Origin of the sequence: Streptomyces varsoviensis (assembly GCF_000718635.1) — a bacterium.
Classification (GTDB): domain Bacteria; phylum Actinomycetota; class Actinomycetes; order Streptomycetales; family Streptomycetaceae; genus Streptomyces; species Streptomyces varsoviensis.
This window is the reverse complement of sequence record NZ_JOBF01000002.1, coordinates 217,853-239,645: the sequence shown is the minus strand read 5'-3', so window position 1 is coordinate 239,645 and position 21,793 is coordinate 217,853. Positions and strand designations below refer to the sequence as shown.

Annotated in this window: 16 protein-coding genes and 1 pseudogene; all 17 read right to left on the bottom strand. The window is 69.5% G+C overall.

The window, feature by feature from the left end; translation table 11 throughout:
* Positions 1-340: 340 nt before the first annotated feature.
* The gene (locus tag IF55_RS03580; protein ID WP_030874526.1) at positions 341-1,534 is read right to left on the bottom strand and encodes a hypothetical protein; all 1,194 of its coding nucleotides are present in this window, start codon (positions 1,532-1,534) and stop codon (positions 341-343) included.
* Between the two features lie 37 nt (positions 1,535-1,571).
* Positions 1,572-5,075 (bottom strand): hypothetical protein, encoded by a 3,504-nt coding sequence (locus IF55_RS03575; protein WP_157854237.1) that lies wholly within the window; start codon positions 5,073-5,075, stop codon positions 1,572-1,574.
* Between the two features lie 7 nt (positions 5,076-5,082).
* Positions 5,083-7,503 carry a hypothetical protein gene (locus tag IF55_RS03570; protein ID WP_030874530.1) on the bottom strand — a complete coding sequence of 807 codons (2,421 nt, stop codon included), beginning with the start codon at positions 7,501-7,503 and terminating at the stop codon, positions 5,083-5,085.
* Between the two features lie 17 nt (positions 7,504-7,520).
* Positions 7,521-10,514, bottom strand: coding sequence for a DUF6603 domain-containing protein (locus IF55_RS40350; RefSeq protein WP_157854238.1), 2,994 nt, complete (start codon positions 10,512-10,514; stop codon positions 7,521-7,523).
* 356 nt (positions 10,515-10,870) lie between these two features.
* Positions 10,871-11,071, bottom strand: a pseudogene (locus IF55_RS41410) (PxKF domain-containing protein); the annotation flags it as partial.
* A gap of 81 nt (positions 11,072-11,152) precedes the next feature.
* On the bottom strand, positions 11,153-12,469 hold the full coding sequence (locus IF55_RS40345) for a DUF11 domain-containing protein (RefSeq protein ID WP_245661043.1): 1,317 nt from the start codon (positions 12,467-12,469) through the stop codon (positions 11,153-11,155).
* Between the two features lie 517 nt (positions 12,470-12,986).
* Positions 12,987-13,340, bottom strand: coding sequence for an integration host factor, actinobacterial type (mihF, locus tag IF55_RS03555; RefSeq protein WP_211269933.1), 354 nt, complete (start codon positions 13,338-13,340; stop codon positions 12,987-12,989).
* A 173-nt stretch (positions 13,341-13,513) separates the two neighbouring features.
* On the bottom strand, positions 13,514-15,472 hold the full coding sequence (locus tag IF55_RS03550) for a hypothetical protein (protein WP_051775993.1): 1,959 nt from the start codon (positions 15,470-15,472) through the stop codon (positions 13,514-13,516).
* On the bottom strand, positions 15,469-15,819 hold the full coding sequence (locus IF55_RS03545) for a helix-turn-helix domain-containing protein (RefSeq protein WP_030874537.1): 351 nt from the start codon (positions 15,817-15,819) through the stop codon (positions 15,469-15,471). The genes IF55_RS03550 and IF55_RS03545 overlap by 4 nt, the downstream gene beginning before the upstream one ends.
* Positions 15,820-15,836: 17 nt before the next feature.
* Positions 15,837-16,076: a tyrosine-type recombinase/integrase gene (locus IF55_RS41315; RefSeq protein ID WP_342668267.1), complete on the bottom strand. Its 240-nt coding sequence runs from the start codon at positions 16,074-16,076 to the stop codon at positions 15,837-15,839.
* The gene (locus IF55_RS03540; RefSeq protein ID WP_342668268.1) at positions 16,034-16,939 is read right to left on the bottom strand and encodes a site-specific integrase; all 906 of its coding nucleotides are present in this window, start codon (positions 16,937-16,939) and stop codon (positions 16,034-16,036) included. The genes IF55_RS41315 and IF55_RS03540 overlap by 43 nt, the downstream gene beginning before the upstream one ends.
* Positions 16,940-17,004: 65 nt before the next feature.
* Entirely contained in the window at positions 17,005-17,256 is a 252-nt protein-coding gene (locus IF55_RS03535) for a tyrosine-type recombinase/integrase (protein ID WP_048831489.1), read from the bottom strand.
* Between the two features lie 3 nt (positions 17,257-17,259).
* The gene (locus tag IF55_RS03530; protein ID WP_048831488.1) at positions 17,260-19,047 is read right to left on the bottom strand and encodes a hypothetical protein; all 1,788 of its coding nucleotides are present in this window, start codon (positions 19,045-19,047) and stop codon (positions 17,260-17,262) included.
* A gap of 107 nt (positions 19,048-19,154) precedes the next feature.
* The gene (locus IF55_RS03525; protein ID WP_245661042.1) at positions 19,155-20,210 is read right to left on the bottom strand and encodes a tyrosine-type recombinase/integrase; all 1,056 of its coding nucleotides are present in this window, start codon (positions 20,208-20,210) and stop codon (positions 19,155-19,157) included.
* Positions 20,211-20,459: 249 nt separating this feature from the next.
* Entirely contained in the window at positions 20,460-20,885 is a 426-nt protein-coding gene (locus IF55_RS03520) for an HK97 gp10 family phage protein (protein WP_030874538.1), read from the bottom strand.
* On the bottom strand, positions 20,885-21,316 hold the full coding sequence (locus IF55_RS03515) for a DUF6093 family protein (RefSeq protein WP_157854239.1): 432 nt from the start codon (positions 21,314-21,316) through the stop codon (positions 20,885-20,887). The genes IF55_RS03520 and IF55_RS03515 overlap by 1 nt, the downstream gene beginning before the upstream one ends.
* Positions 21,306-21,674, bottom strand: a complete 369-nt coding sequence (locus IF55_RS41130; protein ID WP_157854240.1) for a hypothetical protein — start codon at positions 21,672-21,674, stop codon at positions 21,306-21,308. Before IF55_RS41130 ends, IF55_RS03515 begins: the two co-directional genes overlap by 11 nt.
* Between the last annotated feature and the right edge of the window lie 119 nt (positions 21,675-21,793).

Below are 21,793 nucleotides of genomic sequence, written 5' to 3'. Positions count from 1 at the left end.
CTGAGTGGGAGATGTCTGCGGATGGCATTGCCGGCTTTCGGGTGGGCCGGGCCGGGCGCTGCGGTGACGGGTCTGGAGTTGGGGGCCGCCGCCTGTGCTGACGAGCACGCCAGCCTTCTGGAAGCGGGCGGCACAGCTGGTGGGCTGGGTTCGGGGATGCCCGGTTGCGGGGGCTGGCCTGCAGGCTCCTGGTTTGCTGTTTGTTTCTACGGGCTGGCAGGTGCCGAGCGGCGGGCTTGCTGCCCGGGTGGGTGGCTTGCAAGCGCCGCGCGAGCTGGCTGCGGGGCTGCTTTCGGCGGCTGCCGGGGTGTGTTGCCGTGCGAGGTCGGCCGGTGAAGCGTCAACCGGAGGGAGTGATGGTGCCGGCGCCCAGGGGGATCCACCGGATGCTGATTCCTGAACCCTTCTCCGATACGCCGCCGATGGTGAAGTAGTTTCCTGCCGCGACGAAGAATTCGGTGTAGTTCCAGTCTCCGGCGCTGGTGAGGGTGACGCGGCGGGCTTCCAGGGGCGTACCTGGCGGGTCATTGGGGTCCGTCATCGTCTTGTCCGAGGGGGCATCGCTGACGATGAAGGTGATCTGTGCGGGTTTTCCGTTGCCGGTGAGGCTGGCGCAGACGATGCCGTCAGTGTCAGGGGTGTAGGTCTTGCGTGCGTTGGGGTCCGTTCCGGTCGCCTTGACGCTGCCTGCGAGCAGTTGGGCCTGGCCCATGACTTTTGTGGTGCCGGTGACGATGAGCGGGCCGGTCTGGAAGGTGCCGCGGTTGACGAAGACCATGGTGCTCAGGGAGCAGTGGACCTTGTTGTTGCCTGCGCTGTCGCCGACTTCGGCAGTGAGCCGGAAGAACGAGTGGTTGTGCAGGGCTTCGGTGTCGGCGGTGAGGACGATGCCCTGGGAGCCGTCGGTGATGGTGCGGATGCTTTCGTGGGCGTAGCCCTGCTCGTCGAAGCCGACCCAGTTCAGTTCGAGTTTGGCCGGCTTGTTCAGGTGCCAGCTCAGGCGGGTGGACTTGCCGTTGTCGACAAGTTGGGGTTTGGCCTCCAGGCTGTGGAACTCGAATCCGGGGGGCGCCTTGGTCACCTGCCGGCGCACGGCGGCGTCCTTGTTGATGGCGACCTCGACCCAGGTAGTGCCGACCATTTTGTTGATCTGGACCTTGGAGAGTTTGATGCACAGTGGGTCGGCCGCGGTGAGGGTCTTGTCCTTGTCCTTGTCCGGGTGGACGGTGAAGCTGCTCGTCTTCGTGTCCGGGCTCAGGACCGGGGGGCTCGCTGTCCAGCGTGTGTTGCTGTGCAGCAGGCTGACGCTGCGCTGGAAGTCGTCCTTCCCGCCGCGTTCGGTCAGGTCCTCCGGGGTGCTTCCGCAGGGGATGGTGATGCGGACGCTGTCGCACTGGGCAGTGGGGGTGAGGGGCGCGATGCGGATTTCGATGTCGCCGATGCCCAGGCCGGTGGCCCCATTGGCCTGGAGCGGGTTGGGGGTGGTGATGACACCGATGCTGAAACCCGAGTCGGACTGAACGAGTGTGTACATGTCGGCCTTCTGTCCTGGGCGGGGTGCTGTGCTGGGGTCAGGAGGGGGGTGTGTGGCGGGTGAAGGCTTCCAGGAGCTGCAGGAAGCCGGCCCGGGCCTGGGCGGGGTCGGGCGGGAAGACGGCGTCGGCGGTGGGGGGTGTGAGGTTGGGCCGGCTGCTCCACTGGGTGGCGGAGGCGCGTTGGGCCCATTGCCACTGGCCGGTGAAGGCGCTGGGCTTGGGCATGTAGATGGTGTTCTGGTCGGGGTCGGGCGGGGTGAGCAGGGGGTCGGTGGAGAAGGGGATGCTCAGGGCGTCCAGGCCGGTGCGCACGGCGGGTTCGGGGATGCGGTAGGACTGCGTCGGCAGGATGTCGGTGACGGCGTGGAGTTTTTGCCAGGGGTCGATCAGGACGGTGACGTAGCGGCCGGTGGTCGCGGGCAGCGGACTGGCGGCGCAGGGCACGGTCAGGTCCGGATCGCCGGCAGGCAGATGCTTGAGGACCGCGCACTCGGCGGGGACCGGGTGGGGGGTGCGCAGTTGGTCGTAGTGGTCGTCGAGGAAGTAGCCGATGAGGCCGTCTTCGGTCAGGTCGGCGGCGCCAAGGCGCAGCGGCCACTGGGTGGTGAGGGTGTCGGTGGGGGTGGTGCCGGGGACCGCGGGGGTGGGCGGGGGGCCGTCGAGTTCGATGGCCAGGCGCAGGCGGAGCAGGGCGAGGGGGCGGCCAGCCAGGAGGGCGAGGGCGGCGGTGTCCTGGTCGGTGCGGGCGGTGGTGGTCAGTCCGGCGTCGATGAGGGTGATCAGGTCTTCGAGGGCGGTGGTGCTCAGGCCGTCGAGGTAGGCGTGGACTTTGTCCAGGGTGGTGTTGGTGTCGAGGGTGCGGCCGGCGGGCAGGGGCAGGGTCAGGTGGGCGGCCTGGGCGGGGTCGGCGCCGCGGCGGTATTCGCTCAACGGCATGCCCGTGCCGGTGTACAGGACCAGGGAGTGGTCGAGGCGGTTGGGCAGGATCCAGCCGGCGAGGGTGGGCGGGGTGTCGGGGATGTCGGGGGCGAGGTTGCGGTCGTCGTCGGGGTCGACGGCATCGAGGCGCAGGCGGGCCGGGTGGAGCAGGCGCGGGGGCAGCTGGACGACTTTGCTGCGGAAGGACGTCATGTCCTTGGCGATCTTGTCCGGGGCGGGCGGGCTGTTGGTGTAGACCTTCGTCTGGTCCAGCATGAGGGAGGTGGTCTGGCCGAAGCGGTCGATGAGGGTGACTTCCTCCAGGTAGATCTGGCCGGCCCGCACCGGCTGGAAGCCGGGGTGGGCGGGGTCGGCCGCGGGCTGGGGCAGGCGCACCGTACGGGCGGTGGAGGTGCCGGGCGTGGTCTCGGTCAGATGCTGGGCGACGGCCCGGTCGGTGTCGTCGGTGGTGTCGGGTGAGGGCAGGTAGTAGGGCATGGGGCTGCGCTGGAGGAACCAGGCATTGAGGCCCTGCAGGCTCTGGGAGAGCATGTCGCAGCGGTTGGCGGTGTCGGAAAAGCGTCGGTAGGCGGGCGTGATGTCCTCGGGCCGATTGCGGGCGATGTGGTCGGCCTTGCGGGAGGCGACGAATCCGGGCAGGGGAGTCAGGGGCAGGCGCCCGCCGAGGGTGCCGGGGGTGTGGTCGCCGCTGCCGTTCCAGGCGTAATTGGTGCCGTTGAAGCTCCACAGCGGCTTGTGCTCGGCCGAGCTGAAGGGGATGGGGGCGCAGCGGCCTTTCCATTCCAGCAGCAGGGGGAACCAGGGCGGTTTCCAGGCCCGGGTGTGGGGGGAGAGGGCTTGGGCGGTGGAGGTGTGCTCGGGGGCGCTCAGCAGGTGCTGCAGGAGGCTGTCGGCGTCCTGGCCGGGGACGGGGTGGTGGGCGGCCTGGTCGAGGGCGGTGAACTCGGCGAAGGCCTTGGCGGCGAGGCTGCGCAGGTGCTGAGGCAAAAGGTCGGTGTAGGGGGGATCGACGCGGTCGGGGGCGGGCAGGCCGGGCAGATCGGGGAGCACCTCGTCAGGCAGGCGGCAGGCCAGCGGGCCGTCGGGGGTCAGGGGCTGGTCGATGCCGGGGCCCTGCAGGAGGATGGTGGGGTCTTGGGGGCGCTCGAAGGGGGCCGCGGGGGACGAGGCGAGCGACAGACCGGCGGCCTGGGCGGCCGCTTGCACGCTGGCGTGCTGGCGGGCGAGGTCTTGGCGCAGCGTGGCGGTGGCCTCGCGCTGGCGGGTGGCCTCCTCCAGGGCGTGGTGCAGCTCCGCCTTCAAAGCCTCGGCCTTCTCGGCCTGGCCCTCGTGTTCGCTGATGCCTCTCAGGCGCCACAGGTCGGCCAGGCGCTGGCGGGCCTGGGCCAGTGCGGCGTCCGCTTGCCGCAGCTGTGCTTGCCGGTGGTTGAGGTCGGCCAGCTCCTCGGAGCTGGGCGGCTGGGCGTCCGGGGTCTGGGGCGGGCCCGGGGTCGGTGGGCCGGTCAGGGACCACTGCGGGGTGGTCGGCGCGGTGCCGAACCCGGCGGCGTGCTGGGCGAAGGCGGTCTTGACGGGCCCGTCGGGCGTGTTGAGGTATTCGCAGGTGCCGGCCAGCAGGGCGGCCAGGGCCTGGTGGCGGCGTTCGCCGGCGGTGCTGCGCTCGCCGGGCCCGGCCTCGGGGCCGTCGGTGGGAGGCAGCGCGGTCCACGCGTCATCGATGTTGCTGCCGATGGCGATGTTCACGTTCCCGGAGCTCGGCCGGTTGACGGCCTCGCCGGCTCCCGACCCGCTCAGCGCCAAGACCGTGCCGTAGTAGACGGAGCCGGCCCCCGCCGCGTCCGGCCGCTCCAGCTGCCAGCGCAGGTCCTCGAGCGCGCCTTTGGCGTTCTTGGTGCGGGCGGGGTCGTAAGCGGCGTTGGAATACCAGCCCAGGACGCAGTAGCTCAGCGTCCACTTCTCTTCGGGATGCTGCACGTCGTCGCTGGGCCAGTCCATACTGCTGTCGTGGAAGGACAGGACGTTTTCGTTGTAGGGCTGGAAGGCGGAGAAGGTCGGCAGGCCGGGGCCGAGGATGTCCAGGAACAGCTCCCCGTCGGGGTTGCGCTCTTGCCAGGCGCTCGGGTCGGTGCCGACGGTGCGCGCGCCCAGGGAATCCCTTTGGGGCGGGGAGATGTCACGGCCGTCGATGCGGGTCAGCAGGTAGGGCGAGGTGCCCTCGTCCATGCCGTCCACCGGGTTCGGGTGCTGGCTGTCGAGGTAGTCGCTTTCGATGACCCAGGCGCCGCTGACGGTGCGGGCGGCGGCGTCTTTTCCGCTGGTGCGGATGATGAGCCACCTGTTGGGGATCTTGGGGAAGGCCAGTGAGCCGTCCGGCTGCTGCTTGCCCTCGCACAGGCTTTCCGGAAGCCGCCAGTGCAGGTACATGCCGCAGTGCCATTTCGGGCTGGTGAAATCGACCAGACTGGCGTCTTCGGGGTCCTGGTGGTTGAGGAGGTTTTGGAAGTCGGGGTGCCAGCGTTTGAAGTGTCCCGCGGCCAGCGCATCGGTGGTCACCACAAGGGCGTCGACCTGGATGGGCACCAGGACAGGCTGGGAAGACATGGGGAAGTCACCTCGGGTAGCTGAAGGTCATCGTCTGCGGGCCGTCGATGCACTGCAGGGCGAACTCGGCCGGCGAGAGCAGAGGGCGCTGGGCGGTGTCGAACTGGCCGGCCTCCGCCAGGGCCTGGGCCAGGGCGGCCACCAGACCGCCGGCTGCCGGCTCCTCGCCGGGCGGCGCGGGGGCCTTGGGCGCGTCTTTGGCCGACAGCAGGCACAGCACGTCCGGTGTCCCGTCGGGCACCGGCCGCAGGAACCGCTGGACGTCCTTGAGCTGCCGGCTCAGGTTGGTGCCGACACGGTGCGCCGCGTCGCCGTCCTTCAGGGCCCGCAGGTTGATCTGGGCGGTAGCGGCAGCGCCCTCGTCGGACTCATCCAGCCCGAAGTGCAGGCCGTGGTAGGGCTCCGCGAACACGACCTTGTCGGGGACGTCGGCGAACAGCAGCAGCCACACGCCGCTGCCCATGTTCCGCCGGAAGGTGGTCACCGGCTCGCCCTTGTGGGTCGCCGTGATCAAGAGGTTGGGGATGTCGAGGGTCAGCTGGCTGCGCAACAGCATCCCGCAGGGCAGGACGTCGGTGGTGGCGGCCACCGCCTCCCGCAGCGCGGCGGTGATCACGCTGTCCAAGGTGGTGGCCACCCCCACGCTGACGGCGCCGTCGACCAGGGCCTGGAGCCAGGCGGCATCGAGGTAGAAGAAGCGCAGACTCTCCTCGGGCAGGGCGCGGGCATCGGGCACCAGGTAGTGGAAGGGCACCGCGCACAGCAGCGTCCAGGCGTCGAGGTGGGCCGCGGACAGGAACGGCGCGTCCCTGTAGACGTCTTGGGCCGCTCCTGCTCCTGGGGCTTCCGGGGCGGCGTCGGGGGCGCCGCTGGGGGCGGGGACGTGCACGTGGGGCGCGATGGCCCGGCGGATGCGGTGGCGGATGTCGGGGTCAGCGGCAGCCTGCTGCACGGCGGCCGACAGGGCCGGGCGTGGTGGGCAGGGCTGCTCATCGTGCTGGTGACAGGGCGCCGGAGCCACGGCCGGCTCCGCCGGGACGGGCCGGTCGGCGTCGCCCGGTGGCGCGGGCAGGCTCGCCAGCAGGTCGGGAAGGTGGGTGGCCATCAGGTGGTCCATCAGCTCCAGGCCGCTCAGCGGCGCGGGCGCTGGATCTTCTTCCGTGGCCGGCGCGCACCGGGTGAAGGGGCTGGCGGCATCGGCCGCACTCAGGTGCAGGGCCCGCCAGGCCGCGTTGCGGGCCCGCAGCAAAGGAGCCGACACATCGCCGCTGGAGAGGGCCAGCAGACGGCCCAGCGTCCAGGCGGCCGCGTAGCTCAGGTCATAGATGCCATAGCGTTTGAGGTAGATCAACGCGCTGTCGGGACGCTCCAGATGCCGAAGCGTGCCGGTAGCATCCGCCCACGGCGCCTTCAGCGCGGGGGCGGGGGTGAATGGGCCCCGGTACCAGGCGAAAGTGCCTTCGGATCCCAGGGTGTGGTAGCTGATCGGGGTGTAGCCCCACTCCAGGCGGTCGCTGATGTGCCGGCCCAGATCACCGGAGGGCGTCGGGCTCGGCGGCGCAAGGCGCAGTCCCAGGGCCGCGGCGTGCTCGCCGCGGGGAGCGGCGGGCGCCGCCAGGTGCCGCATCCGGGCGGTGAACCCGCTGCGGTCGCCCGTTACCTGTTCGAAGGACCAGGAGTACAGCGAGATCAGCCGCAGCCGCGGGGGGCGGCCCGCGGCCGTGAAGTAGCTGTCGCAGCCCTCCAGCGACACCAGGTGGGCCTGGTAGCGGCCGCTCAGCCGCGGCAGCCGGGAGGTGAAGGCGACCGCGAACTTGCCCGTGCGCATCCGCTCGCCGTCCTCGCGGAACAGCCCCAGATGGTGCGGCAGCTTCTCCTCCACCTCCCGGGCGTGCACCAGGTAGGGCAGCTCCGGGCGCCGGGGGGCGATGCGGTCGAAGGTCTGCGCGCTGATCTCGATGATCTGGCAGGCGATCGTCTCGGCCTCGGTCCCGATGTCCCCCAGCGCTGGCACGGCGACCTCCGCCGTGGCCTGCAGCGCCTCCTTGGCCGTCGCGGGGGCGCTGCGCACGATCTCCTCCTCGCGCAGCAGCAGCAGCGTCATCCAGGGCTCGCCCAGTTCGCTGCCGCTCACGGTCAGCGGACGCGTCCAGGGCAGCAGCTCCCGGCTGAGGGTGATGTGCGGGGCCACCAGCTGGTAGTCCCCCAGCGCTCCCTGCGCCGGATACACCGCCTCGACCAGATCCTGGCCGACCAGGAACCGGGGCGCGGCGATGGTGAACGTCTGATCGGTGGGGTCGAGCTTCTTTCCGTCCAGGGTGTGGAGGGAGCGGACGGTGTATTCCCCGGGCGGGATCTGAGGCACATAGCTGTCGTAGAACGACACGCTCAACGGGGTGCCGACCAGCGACATGGCGGCTTGCGACATCACAGCTCCGAGCTCGGTCAGGCCGCTGCGTCCAGCAGCGGGTCATCGGTCAAGGTGGTCAGCACCTCACGTGCGTACCTGTCGAGCCCGTCGTTCTTCGACGTCCGCAGGCAGCCCGCCCCCTTCAACGCCTCGAACAGCTGGCCGCGCGTCTGCTGGATGGGCGAGGAGGCGATGCCCTCCTTGACCACATGGGCGGCTCCCGGCGAGAGCGCTGCGGCACTGCCCTGGGCAGGCGCCTGCGCGGTCAGCGGCATGCCGGCGTCCCGCTCGTCGTCGTAGGCATAGATGGTCTCTTTTTCGATGTCGGCCGCGTCCGCCTGCAGCGGGCGGTTGTCGGGCCTTGCGGCACACCGCGCGGTGGGCGCCGGTACCGTGATCTCCAGGCCGGTCAGCTGGTGGGGCACCAAGTCCGAGGTGGACTTGGCCGCTTCCACCTTCGGGTCTCCCCATTTGGCGAACGGCAGGTTCGCGTAGGTGGGTTTGTAGGTCCATGCCTCCCAGAAGGCGTCCTGGAAGACCGGGTGGGCGGCCGGCAGCGGCTCGCCCTCGCGCGGCAGGTAGCTGAACTGCACGTCGAGCCGTGAGGCGACGTCGGAGCGGTCCATCTCCCGGATATGCACCACGTCCGTCATCGATGCCTTGCACACCGGCTCCCCGGTGGGCGGGCACACGTACACCTCCTTGGCCGGGGCCTGGATGGTGGCCGAGAACGTGAAACCGTTCTGCGAACCGTTGATGGCCTGCCCGTTGGCTTCCTCGCCCGCGATCGGTGCGGTGTCCTGGTCCGGGACAGGCTTGTTCGAGCCGGCCGTGCCTTCTTCCGGCAGCTCGGTGTTTTTGCGGGGCAGGATGACCGGCTTGGGGACCGTGCGCTTGAACTGGTCCCAGTCGACCGGGAGTTTCTTTTGCAGGTCGCTGCCGAAATCTCCCGAGATGGAGGCGAACCACAGCGAGACGCTCCAGTGGCCGCCGAAGTCCGGGCACCACCACAAGGCGAGGTCGACCCCGAGCTCCACCGACGGGCGCACATGCACGGGCCCGATGTTGATGTCTGCCGCGATGCCGACCGATGCCCCCAGCGTCAGATACGCCGTAAACGGGTCCCAGTCGATCCAGCCGTCCACATGCACATTCAGCCACCACCGCAGCCAGCCGAGGTTTTGGACCATCGACAGGTTTCCGCCGGCCATCACCGCACGCGGCGTGAACGCGAAATACACCTCGGCGCGCATCGTCACCGGGCCGATGTTGAACGTCACCCCCACGCGCGGCACATTGGGGTAATGGTCGGGCACTTTGTAGCTCGGTGCGTACCCCCCGAGCGTGAACACGAAATCGCCCTCATGAGGGCCTTGCGTCCACACCCGCATCGCGACCCCGCCCGTCAACTTGGCGTCCTCGGTGAACAGGTACGAGTTGAGGCCCAGCACGACCGATGCGGTGAGCACCGTCTCTTCGTCACCGACCGCGACGTCCTTGCCGCCCGCATCCTTCTGCTGCACCTTCACCGAGCGGTGTTCGAGCTGTCCCGCAAGCTGGCCCACGAGTTTGGCGGCCGGATTCTTCGAGTCCAGGGGCAACTGGAGCGTGACCAGTCCCAGAACGGACACGGACCAGTCGTTGCCGAATTCCACCAGCAGCAAGACCTTGGCCAAGATCTTGAAGGTCTCGAACTCCAGGCCGCCGGCCGCCCAGAAGTTCTGGGCCTTCGGTGTGATCCACGGCGTATCGCCGCTCGTCAGTTTGTCCAGCACCTGCAGCGGGGTCGGGTCCTTGCCCACTGCCGTTTCGTCCGTCAGCCCGGCCACCAGCGGGAACTTCTCCACCTCATCGGGCTTCGGCAGCCGCACCTCACTGTTGTAGCCACCGCCCAGCATCACCCGCCGCACCGTGAAGCACGGCGGCCCGAACCCGCCCCCCACCATCTGGCTGAAGTCCACTTCCCCGAACAGGAACACCGAGGGGTCGTCCTGCCCCTTCATCTGCCGGTAGGACCCGGCCACGGTCGCCGCGATGGCGGGCAGGTACACCATCACCGCGCCGTCCAGCTGCACCAGATGGTCGTCGGCCCACGCCAGCGGGTTGAGCACCAGCCCGCCGGCGACCCGGATCCCCAGCTCCGCCGTGCCCCACACGAAACTGACGCCGACTCCGCTCAGGGTCGCCGACGGCGTGAAGGTATCCACCGGGCAGATCACCCCGGCACCCTTGAATTCCAGCGTCAGCGGCCCCAGCTCGCCCGCCGCGTCCACGCTCACCACGATCCGCCCCGGCCGGGCCGGCGTGCTGCCCTTGGCTGCCGGCACCGCCGGCACATAGGCGAAATTGATGCGCCGCACCCCCTTGGCGACCTTGCTCAGACTCCCCCACGACGAGCCGCCCCCCGTCGCACCGCCCCCCGCGCCGACCACCAGGTCCCGCTTACCATCCCCCTTCACCAGATCCACGCTCAGAGCCGGCTGCTCGGCCGAACCGATCGCGTAGGTCACCAGCAGGTGCGTACCAATGGCGATATCGTCGTCAAACTGGGTGAACTTCGGCACCGGCAAGGTGAACTTGGTCACCCCGGCTTTCTTCAGGAGCTCGTTGAGTTTCTTGGACGACTGCTCCGTGAGGACCACCCGGTTGCACAGCAGATTGACATGCCTGATGGTCACCTGCTTCAGAGCCTGGCCCACGACCGGCACGTCCTTGAGACCGAAGTTCACATCGACATCCACCACGACCACATGGCGCCAGACATCCTTTTCCCCCTTCGGCACCGGCACACCGATGACGTACAGCTGGGACAGACGCGCCGCCTGAGCGTCTGACCGCTTGAGGGCTGCTGTTCCCACCCACCCCCCTTTGTCGTCAGAGCCCGAGCCGTCGATCGTCTTGACGAAGACGTCCTGAAGATGAAAATCCCAGTCGCCCGGCAAGAACAGTCCGTCCACCTGCTCGGCGAGATCGGACAGTGACTTGCCCTGCCCTTTTTGCATTGCGTCTTGTACGCCATCTGCAGACATCTGGCACCAATCTGGCCATGCCGAGAACAGCCCGGGGGAATGCCGATACGAGGAATGAAACTGAAGGCGGGGTGGCCAATGTCATGCCAGCGGATCCACCTGGAGCCGTCTGCTACAGAATTACGACCAGGCGCAACGGAACGCAATGCCGCAGCCCCTCTTAGCCCACATTTCAAGGCAAACGAGTGACGCGTTCGGCGTGTCGGCGTAGCGCATTCCGACACCACCTGCAAGAGCACGCCGTACTCCACCCCGGCTGCGGCCGCCATGGCCAGGGCCGTGCTGGGCACAGAAGTGCGGTGCCCGGCCGGGCCGGGCACCGCGAGGTGTGGGGCGGGGCAGCTGAACTCGAAGTTGGCGGTGTGGTCGCTGCCGTCGTTCAGCCCGAGGTGGAAGACACGGCAGGTGTTGGCCCAGGTGCCGCCGGTCTTCCACACGTAGGTGTAGGTGTCGCTGCCCGAGTCGTAGGACAGGCTCGACTGGCCGGCGCCGGTGGTCTCCTCCACGGGCGAGGTGGGGCCTTCGGTGCCGCAGGTGACACTCTGGGAGGCGGGGCAGCCGGTGGCGAAGCACCACTCCGCAGCACCCGGGGTGGGCCCGCAGGGCGCGGGCCCACCCTGTTCAGCCTTCTGGGAGTGTCAGGGGCAGGTGGCCAGGATGACGGAGATGACGGTGCAGGTGGCCGTGGCGCTGTCGTTGGCCGGGTTGTTATCGGCCGGGGTGGACGCGGTGCGCGTGCCGGTGACCGATACCGGTCCCAGCGACAGCAGACTCAGCGGGATGCTGAAGGACTTGGACGCACTCGCGCCGTTGGCGATGGCCCCGTAGGTGCAGGTCACCGTCCCCGCGCTGGTGGTGCAACCGGCGGACAGGTTCGTGGCGCTCGCACCCGGCGGCAGGGTCGCGGTGATCGTCGCCGAGGTGACGGCGGCCGGGCCGAGGTTGTGCGCGGTCAGGGTGTAGGTCAGGTTGGGCACCAGGATGCCCAGGTGCGGCTGCGCCGTGACGTTCACGTCGATGTCCGCGGCGAGCTCGTAGGTGATGGCGACCGCGCCGTCGCCGGAGCGCACGCCGGTGTTGAAGACGGTGCCGGCCGGACCGTAGCCGCTGCCTCCGCCGCCCCCTGCGGAGCCGACGGACGACATGTTGAACGGATTGAGGAAGCCGCCGCCTCCGCCGCCGCCGAACCAGCCGCCGCCTCCGCCGCCGCCTCCGGCGCCTCCGGAGCCGGAGGTCCCGCCGGCACCGGAGCCGCCCGCGCCTCCAGTGCCTGATGCTCCGCTGGCCCCGGCCGCGGCACCGGCGCCGCCGGCCCCGCCGCTGCCGCCGGCACTGGCGGTGCCTGCCCCGCCGCCGCCAGCTCCGCCGCTGCCGTTGGCGCCGGCGGTGCCGCTGGCGCCGCCTCCGGTGCCGCCGTTGCCCGGTCCCCCGGGACCGTAGAAGTTGCCGCCGCCTCCGCCGCCGGCCACCAGCAGCCGGTCACCCAGGCCGTAGCTGCCCGAGCGTACGTCCGAGGCGCCCCCTCCGGCGCCGCCGTTGAGCCCGCTCTGGGTGCCTGGGGCTCCGGCGCCCGCACCCCCGTAGCCACCCGATCCGCCGACGTTGACCTGGAGCACGGCTCCCGGCGTGACGGCCAGGGTGCCCTGGGCCTCCCCGCCGTTTCCGCCCGGGTTACCGCCCGAGGCCCCGGCCACGCCCTGCGCACCGAAGGCGTCCACACTGATCGAGGTCACCCCGGCGGGCACCGTGAAGGTCTGCGCGCTGCCGGTGTAGGAGAAGTTCACCGTCGTGGCGGCCTCAGCCGCCGGCGCGAACGCGATCAGGCCCGCGCCGACGAGCGCGAGCGCCATCGTGCCGGGCAGCGCCAGCCCGGTCAGCCGCCTGCGCAGGCTGCCCCGGCGCCGCCCGGATGGTGCTGACCCGGCACAACGCGCGGGAAGAGTGGTGTGTGACATGAGGAGCATCCCCCTTCTGGGGGTGCAGCCCTGCCCCGGCGGCCCCCCTCGGGCCGACTGAACGCGGCAGGTGCCGCGGCCCGACACCCACCTGCCGCCCCTCGGCAGGAGGGGCCGCCGGGCCCGGTGCGCCGTCCTCGCCAGCCGATCCGCCCGTGCCCTTAGGGCCACGGCCCCGGGAACATCCCGGGCAGGATCTCCGCTGTGTACCGTTCACTCGCCCACGATCCTGCCACCGGAGGAGGCCGCCCGGAATAGCCCAACAGGTCACGTCCATAAGCCAGTTGACGCACGCTGGCTTCACCGGATCAACGTCACCACACCGACGAAGCGTCACCCTGAGCCGAAACCCTCAGTAGCAGCGGGGCCGGGTCAGGCGGCGGGGCATCAGCTGACCGCGATGTTGAGTATGGCCTCCGCGCCTCCGCGCGGCCGGGGCGCGGCGGACCACTTCGTCGGCGACAGCCCCCGGCCCTCCCTGGTCGGCGTGGGCCCGCGCTAGAACGGTAGGGCAAGCTCAACGCTGGTGCGGGAACAGTGTGAGCAGCTTCTCGCGCTGACGGTGCCCGAGGCCCTGCACACGGCGACGCTCGGAGACGCCGATCTCGTCTAGCAACTGCATGGCGCGGGTCTTGCCGATGCCCGGCAACGCCGCCAACAGCCTCTTGACATGTGTCTTGCCGATTACGTCGTCCTGCCGGTCGAGGACTTCCTTCAAGCCGATGCGTCCGCCCTTCAAGTCGGCGAGCACAGCACCGCGTTCCCTGCGGACCGCGGCGGCCTTTTCCAGGGCGGCTTGGCGTTGGACGGGGTCAATGTGGGCAGCAGAGTCATGACCATCCTTCCTGCATCCGGGGGACACACGGCCCATCCTGGCCCGGCTACAGGGCGTGACCAGCGGTTTTACTGCGTGTCGCCGGCGAGTGTGACGCACCGCTCAGCGTTCACGGCTCCAGGGCCTCCGTGAGGCGAGACCGCGACTACGTCAACCCCTCGGTGCGTCCACCCTAATGAGACACCACGCCCCGGAGACAGGTTGACTAACTACATAACGGGAGTGAGGGTGTCGTCATGCAGCAGGCGGCGGGCGGTGCCCCAGCGGGCTTCGTCGTCCATCGCCTGGGCGGGGCCGTTCCATCTGACGGCCGGGAAGCTGAGATCGCGGGCGATCTTCTGGGAAAGGGCCCAGCGCACGAAGTGGCCTGCCTCCCGGCGGTGGCGGGCGTCATCGCGGGTCATCCAGCGTTCAAGGTCGGCCTGACGGCAGGTCGAAAGAGTCAGACTCTGCTCTTCGAGCCAGTCCAGGAGATGGACGGCCGCCCGCAGATGTTGCCGTGCGCCCGCGAGCTGGTAGTGCGTGATCTCCTTGCCGCGGCTGCGTCGGCGAAGCCGACGCAGGAGATGCCACGTCGCGTAACGGTGCAGGATATTCCTGCCCTCGGCCGTTGCGTGGGAGGCGACGAGGTCCTTCACGTGCCGTTCGAGACGGACCATCTGCTCGTCCCGCCGGAGCAGGACTCCGGTGGCGACGAGAACGCTGCGGATGTGCTCGACGGCCTTGCCTTCAGGGAGCTCGTCCAGGGCCTCATGGGTCAGAGGCCGGCGGCCGGAGCCGAGATCGGACAGGACGGTGGAGACGATGCCCTTGGAGAGCCAGCGCATCGCGGTGCCGGCCCGTTCGGTATCGGCCAAGGCGTCGTGAAGGGACTGGAGCTTCGGGTTTATGGAGCCGGTGTCATCGGCGAGGAGTTCGTGGAGCCGCTGCTTGAGGGTGCAGCGAGGGCACGGTCCCGGCGCGTGTAGCCGCTCGGCTTGTCCGCAGGTGGGACAGGGACGCCAGAGCTCGGCGTCCGGCGTGGTGCAGGGGCCGCAGACGGGGGCGTCGGCGGTGCCCGAGTGGATGCCGCGCATTCGTCCGCAGACGGTGCAGTGAGCTTGGCGCCTGTCACAGCCGCCGCAGCGGGGCAGGCCGGTGAGCTTCGAGAGCATGCAGGGTGCGGTGCGGCCGCAGATCGTGCAGAGCAGGATGGGCAGGGGACGGCAGTTCGGGCAGATCGGCCCATCCGCAGTGCGGCTGCTGACCATGCGCGACTCGCCGCAGACGATGCAGGTCTCCAGGTTCGCCGGGTCCCTGACCAGGCAGCTCGGACACAGTGGTCGCCCCTCGGCGTCGCGGGTGGCCGGCTCGCGCCGGGCACCACAGCGTACGCATTCTTCGAAGCGGGACTTGGCGATGCAGTTGCGGCAGACTCGCTGCCCGTCGAGCGGCTTGTCGATGCGGACCACCCGGTGGCAGCGAGGGCAGGCGGGCCGGACGATCCCGGCGACCCCGGCCTCGTGCAGCAGGTCGATGAACCGCAGGATGGCGCGATGCGGCGCCAGGTGTCCCTCCCCGGTCAGCAGGCGAGGGTTCTCCTCCAGGGCCCAGACCACTCTCTGGAGATAGTGAGGACGGTGGGGTGCCGACCGGCGGAGGGCCTCGGCGACCGCGTCACGGTCGGCGCCCGGGGCGATCGCGGTGATCAGTTCGTGGACGACCGCGGCTGGATCACGGTCGTCGTGGTCGGGACACATCTTGCAGCGGGGCAGGCCCTTGCGGTCCCGGAAGCTGACGCGTCGGACGTTCCCGCAGGTGGTGCACTCGGCTCTCTCCTGCCCGCAGACCGAGCAGTACCAGTCCTGGCCCTTGCGCTGGAGGGTTCGCAGATGCTTGCCGCACCCCGCGCAGACCGGTGCCGCGATCGCCGAGGCGCCGGCCTTGCGGAGCTCGATAAGTAGATCGCCGATGGCCCGGGGCGCCGGGGACCGGCCGTCGGTCAGGACGGCGGACCGCATCGCCAGGGCCTTGGCCAGCTGGCGCGACTTCGCTCGGCCGCCCGCGACCGCGGTGACCACGGCCCGGATCCTCTCGGCGCCGAGGCCCTTTTCGAGATCAGTGACGAGGTCTGTGATCAAGCCGATCGGGTCCGTGACGGCGCGATCAAGCTCGTCAGCCGTGGTCAAGGCCGGTCAACTCCTCTGATCCGAGCTCGCTTGGGACGCAGTCCGCCGAGTCCCTCCGCATCGGGCGCCGGGCCGCCGGCGGCGGCCTTCTTCGGCTTCTTCACCGCCCCGGCCGCCGTGATCGGCTCGATGAGGTCGTCCATGGTGCAGTCGAGGATGTCGAGCAGAGCCATGAGGATCTTCAGGCTCAGTCGCTCCGGTCGCTCGACGACGAGCCGGTAGACCTGACTCGTGGACAGCGTAATGCCGCGTTCGGCGAGCGGAGGCAGGAGGTCGGTGGTGGAGAACATCCCGCGGTCGGCCATGACCTTGCGCAGGTGCCAGTGGTAGTCGAGCTTGGCGGCCATCGCCGGATCCCTCCTCATCAGGCCCCGGCGAATGCCGGGGCCAGTGCCTTGTGCAGGGAAGTGTTCAAGAAGTCGTCGCTGACGTGCGTGTAGATGGCCAGGGAGCTGTCGCACTCGTGGCCGACCTGCTGCTGGATGAAGCGCCGGTCCACCCCGTCCTCGGTCAGGTGCGTCACATACGAATGCCGAAGACTGTGCGGGGTCAGCTCTTTCGTCAGCCCGAGAGCGTCCCGGCATGCCTCGAACCGGTCGTTGATCGAGCCGGGCTGCAGGCGGCCCCCGCGCTCGGTGATCCACAGAGCCGCATGATCGGGAACCCGAAGCGCGGGCGGACGTTCTCGACGTAGTCGGCAACCGCCTCGACGGCCCAGTCCATCACCGACAACACGTTCCGCCGCCGCGGCGGCTGGCCCTTCTTCGCCTTGCCGTAGCGGACGTTGAGCGTGCCGTACCGGCCGAACTGCCGGGCCTGCGGATTGCGCCCGAAATCGACCACATCGAGCTTGGACGTCTCCGTCCGGCGAAGCCCCCACCCGTAGATCACCTTGAACAACGTGGCGTCGCGGTAGGCCGCCAGGGCTCCCTTGCGTTTCGCCCGGATCGCTCGCTCGACCTGGTCGTCGGCGTAGTCGAGGAAGAGCTGCAGCTCTTCCCGCGTGAAGGGCCTCGCCTCCGGGCCTCCTTCGTAATCCTGCAGGTGAGGGAGGGTATTCCACTCGTGACAGATCGCCACCGGGAAGGTGCCGAAGGCTTCCTCGCAGGCCGGACCCCAGCCGTAGCGGGCGTCGATGAGGAGCTCGGTGAACAGCCGAACGATGCCCTGGTAACTGCGGACCGTGGACGGCGCCAAGTGCTTCTCGCTCGTCAGCGACGCCGACCACTCGTCCAGGTGGGCCGGCGTCCACCGCCACGGGTACTCGTTCGTGAAGTCCAGAAATCGGCGGATCAGCCGTTCCCTCGGGTCGATCGTGTCGTCCTTCAGCCCCCGCGACTTCTGCTGAGCACGCCAGCCCCGCAGCATCGCGTCGAACATCGCGTCCTCGGGACGCAGCTGGACCACCCCGGAGACGAGCTCCATATGGGCCGACCCGGCCAGGGCCACCTTGCGCTGATGCACCACTCCAGACCCTCCCTTCTGGAGGGCAGATCATGCATCAGAAGGGAGTAGCTCGGCAACACCCCTGCTCAGAAGTCCAGTTCGCAGGCTCCGCGAACTCCTTCCGATTTCCGTCGCGACCAGGTGACCTGCAACTTCACGCCCGTCTGATGCAATTCCCGAGGGTTGTAGTAGCCCTGAGTTGTGGAGAGTTCACGATGGCCCATCAAATCCATGAGCACGTCGGGGTCGACGTTGGCGTCCGCGTGCCGCTGAGCGAAGGAGTGCCGGTAGGCGTAGGGAAAGATCTTGGACTTGTCGAACGGCAGCAGCTTCGTCACCAGCTACCCCTCGACCTTGACGACGACCGGAATCATGATGTCGGGAAGAGCGTTGACCCAGGTCCGGTGAGCGTCGCCGATCGAACCGATCGGCTTCGTTCCTTCGGGGGTGGTCATCGGGCTCGGCAGCAGCTTGAGCTTGTCGGCCGGAGTGCCGGGAAAGCGTGCCCACACCCGTTCCTGCTGTTCCGTGATCGCGGCGGTCGCTTTCGCAATCGGCAGACGACGGCCCAGCCGGTAGTTCTTGGAGTTGTCATAGATCAGGACCAGGGTTCCGTCCGGGTTCTTGCCCAGGCACTCCAGCGCCAGCGTGCTGATCTCGTCCGGCCCCCGGCCGGTGTCGACAAGCAACTCGGCCGCGACGCGGTACTCGCGATTGCTCATCTTCTCCAGCAGATCGAAGTTGTCACAGAGCTCCCGCATCACCTCATCCGGCAGGTCCCGTCCCGCCTCGGTGTCCTCGGGCTCGTCGGGGATACTCTCCATGGACAGGGAGAAGTCCGCCGGCAGGCCCTCCAGCATCTGGCCGGGGCCGGTGAGACCCAGGACGCGGATTCGGTTGATGATTTTGCGGACGTAGCGGGTGACGTTGACCCGGTGGTGAGCCCCGAAGACGCCGGTCTCGGCGAGGAAGGCGATGCGGTTGCAGAAACTGACCATGTCCGTACGGCTCAGAAGCCGCGGCTTATGCCCCTCGTCGTCTCGCTGCAGCCGCAGGCTGTCCGAGAGCTGTTCCATGCCGCGGATCATGTTCTGCACGGAACTGGCGACATGCCGGCCCCGACGCCGAGGAAGTTCGTCATAGGCCCAGACCTTGACCGCCTCCCGCAGGGGGTGCTGGCGGATCCGGCTGAACGTGAGCGTGCCGTGGTGGCCGAAGACAAACAGGTCCCAAACGTCCTTGAGTCGCTCGGTCTCCGCAGTCGCCCCCAGCCTGCGCAGCGCGGTCTGTGCCCCCCGGCTGATCATCCGCAGGTCATCGACCAGCCCTGCGCGGATCAGGTCGTCCTCTCCCAGCGTCTCCAGGCTCGGGACCTGGAGCAGACGCAGTTGATCGCTGATGTGCCGCAACCGGTGATCCTTGGTCTTCGTCTCCCGGGCGGTGCGGCCCTGAAGGCAGTAGAGGAGCTCCGCGACCAGCCGGTCAGGCAGTCCGCGCAGGCTGACTTCGCGGTTGACCGGCACCGACGACGACGTCAGGCGCCATCGCTCCTCGTCTCCGTCGAAGGTCCCCGACTGCCGTTCACGGTGGAGGCGGCTTCGGTGGACCTCGCAGTAGCGGGTCCGCTCCGAACCGCGGAGCCGGTAGCAGGCGGCGACCTGGCAGGGTCCGAACCCGGGCAACCCCTGCTGCGGGGAGTTCCGCAGAAAGTCCTCCACGGTCGGCTCGGACGAGGCGCGCCAGCGGGACTGGTGAGCGGTGCAAAGACCGTCAGTGACCAGCCGAGGCGGCCGCTGGCAGCCCGGGACGCGACAGAGGGTCTGTCCGTCGGAGCGGTGATAGACACTCTCTCTCGGGACCGCCGCGAACTCCTCGAGGGACAGGCCGGAGCGCCGCCAGCGGCCGATGCAGCCGATACAGACCGGTTCGCCGAGCGCGGAGCCCTTCGTGCAGCCGGGGATTACGCAGTCCGGCATGCCCAGCACCGGATGGACCCTGGGGTAGCGCACGACGCGTGACTCCCAGTCCCAGCTCACCAGGCTCAGGAACTCGGTGTCCAAGGCGTCGATCATGACCTTGGTCCGCAGGTCCTGAAGCTCATGGGCCAGCGGCAGCGGTGTAGCGATCACTTCTCCCTCGTCCAGTGCACGGACCGCGGGGAGGGAACGCGCTCGATCGCCTCGCGCAATCGGGCCCGGTCGGGAATCAGGTAGGGCCTGGGCGACTCCGGGTGTGCCTACCCGAGCAGGGCCTGCACCTCGTCCGCCGATCCGCCGGCGTCCGCAACGTTGCTGCCGAAGGCCCGGCGGGCCATGTGGGGGCCGGCCTTCCGCGACAGCCCGGCCCGCTGGCTCAGCCGCTCGAACAGCTCGCCCAACGCGTTCGGCGGCATCGGTGCCCCCAGCGGCTCGCGGAACAGGTTCACCAGCAGGAAGTCGCTGCCGCCTGCCCCAAGTACTTCGTGGCGCTCATCGATGTACTGGTCGAAAGCCTGGACCACCAGGAAGTCCAACGGCTGTGTCCATGCCTGCTTCGACTTCGACCAGGCCCGGTTGCTGTCGTCCCGTCGCCGAACGTGGAGGTGGGCGCCGCTGTAGTCGCAGCCCAGCGCCCGGGAGCCGGGAAGCAGGTGGCAGTCACTGCGGTGCAGGCCGGACGCCTGGCCGCGGCGCAGCCCGACCCGGCCGAGCAGCAGCACGATCAGCCGGTCACGGGCGTTGCGGCACTCCAGGAACATCGCCACCAGCTCTTCGTCGGTGGCCCGGTCCACCTCGGCTTCCGGCTCCTGGCCGCGGTGGACAGCTCGCAACCGGTAGGTCAGGCCGGAGTCTTCGCCCTGGGCCTCGACCGGCAGGTCCCGGCTGTCGGCCAGCTCGTAGATCTGTCCGAGCACCGACCTTGGTGCCTCACCAACCGACACCGCGTAGGACAGCAGCCCCCGTACCGCCGTCAGAACGCCATTGACCCTCCGCTCTCTGCGAGCCGGGTCGGCGCCGGGCCCCAGCACCACCGGCGTCGGATCGTCATCCGGCGATGACGGCGTGTACTTCAGCCAGACCATGAACAGGCCCAGGTCCCGCGCGGCGACGGACCATTCGCGCCCTGTTGACCGGCACCACCGCAGGTACAGCGCTATGCCGCCGGCGTACGCCTTCGTCGTCAACTCGGAACGGCTTCGTTCGAACCGCAAGAACCTCAGCCACTGATCAGCGATGAACACGACCTCGTAGCCGTCATCGACGACCGTCCAATACCGCAGGCCAGAGGGCAGTCTGACAGGAAAGGCACGCAATGCAACTCCACGATCCGACGGTTGATGCAACAACCCGCCACAGAGCCGCACCCCCAGAGAACGACCTCCAGAAGATCAACATAGCCCTCCGGTACAACGTCCCACCACACAGGACCAGCCCCCAGAGAAGCCGCCACTGGCCCGCGGTCTCATCGAGCACGAGAGGCAGTTCACCGATTCCACACGGCCGGCCACTCGCCCGTGCGACGAGCGCGGCCAGGGCCCGCGTCACCGGCAGACGCCGGGCCGTCACGGCAGGACCCCGTCCGCCAGGGCCCGGAGGAACCCGGGCCGGGTCCGCTTCCACGCAGGCTCGACATGCGGGTAGGGCGGCTGTCGATAGTGGCGGCCGAGCGCGTCAACCCCGACGAAGCCGTACTCCAGCCGCCTCGCCTGCGGCGCGTCGGAGCACACCTCCGCCGTGACCTGCCCTGCGCCGCCGCGCACCCGCACGTCCCACGACGCGCGGTACTGACCGGTGATGGCCTGCGGCCCCGGCCGCCCCGAAGCATTTCGCTGGATGCGCACGCGCAACAGCATCGCGTGGTGACGGGTGATCGTACGGGTGCGGGCGCGGGCGGCCGGGCCGAGCCGGGCGAGCGCGGCCGCCAGCGCGATCGGGTCGCGGAACGCCGCCGCCTCGGGGTGCGCGTTCGGGTGCGCTTCGGCGGGCATCAGTCGATCACCTGCACCCGCACGATGCGCACCACGCTGTAGGTGCCGACGGCGGCGTCCGAGACGCGGAAGCGGCGGCCGACGAGCTGCGGGTCGCGGGGATCGCCGCGCCGTAGTGATCCGGCGACGCGGATCACGTCGTCCGGACGCAGTTCCGGTGCTCGGACCGGCAGCACGGCCTGGTAGTCCGTGGTCGGCGGCGTCTGGGCGACGGCCCCGTCGAGGGGTTTGGTGATCGCCGGGCGGCCCAGCGGCAGCAGGGCGCCGAGACCGTCCCACAGCAGGACTTCGTCGGGCACCGGCGCCACCAGTGCGCCCGTCGCCTCGTCCAGCACGTCGTCGGTGCGGCCCGCGCTGTCGCGCCACGCCTCCAGCTTGTCGTCCAGGACGCGTTCGACCACCCGGCGCGCGCCATCAAGGTCAAGCGCCACTGGCCCACTCCCCCAGTTGGGCCAGCATCGCCCGCGTCAGGGCATGGGGACCGCTGTCGAGGTCCAGGCGCGCCAGGGCGGCCGTCTCCAGTTCCACCGGGTCGATCGCCGCCAGGAACTGCGCCGCCCTCGGGCCCGGATCCACCGGCCCCGCGACGTGGACCCGCGCCGCCCCGGCCCACTCCACCTCACTGTGCTCCGCGGCCAGATGCACCAGCACCTGCGGCGGCTCACCGGCGGCCTGATCGATCCGGTAGGCGGCGACCTGCTCGCCCACCGGATGTCCGTCGATGTCGATGGAGGCGCGCTCTCCTCGCGCGGAGACCCGCACCTCATGCACTTCCTTGCCATGGTCCATCTCATCGACCCTAGGGCCGGTGACGGACAGCCCCAGTTGGCGGTGCACAGTCGTCCTATGACGACGCCCTACATCGAGGTCAGGACCGTAGAGGGAGCATGGATGCGGGCGCTGCTGCT

Bases quoted from the DNA above. Each gene is read 5' to 3' on its own strand.
- IF55_RS03575 (WP_157854237.1), bottom strand. From the start codon at position 5,075: ATGTCTTCCCAGCCTGTCCTGGTGCCCATCCAGGTCGACGCCCTTGTG.
- IF55_RS03545 (WP_030874537.1), bottom strand. From the start codon at position 15,819: ATGGCCGCCAAGCTCGACTACCACTGGCACCTGCGCAAGGTCATGGCC.
- IF55_RS41130 (WP_157854240.1), bottom strand. From the start codon at position 21,674: ATGGACCATGGCAAGGAAGTGCATGAGGTGCGGGTCTCCGCGCGAGGA.
- IF55_RS40345 (WP_245661043.1), bottom strand. From the start codon at position 12,469: ATGTCACACACCACTCTTCCCGCGCGTTGTGCCGGGTCAGCACCATCC.
- IF55_RS03570 (WP_030874530.1), bottom strand. From the start codon at position 7,503: ATGTCGCAAGCCGCCATGTCGCTGGTCGGCACCCCGTTGAGCGTGTCG.
- IF55_RS03580 (WP_030874526.1), bottom strand. From the start codon at position 1,534: ATGTACACACTCGTTCAGTCCGACTCGGGTTTCAGCATCGGTGTCATC.
- mihF (WP_211269933.1), bottom strand. From the start codon at position 13,340: ATGGGCCGTGTGTCCCCCGGATGCAGGAAGGATGGTCATGACTCTGCT.
- IF55_RS03520 (WP_030874538.1), bottom strand. From the start codon at position 20,885: ATGCCCGCCGAAGCGCACCCGAACGCGCACCCCGAGGCGGCGGCGTTC.
- IF55_RS40350 (WP_157854238.1), bottom strand. From the start codon at position 10,514: ATGTCTGCAGATGGCGTACAAGACGCAATGCAAAAAGGGCAGGGCAAG.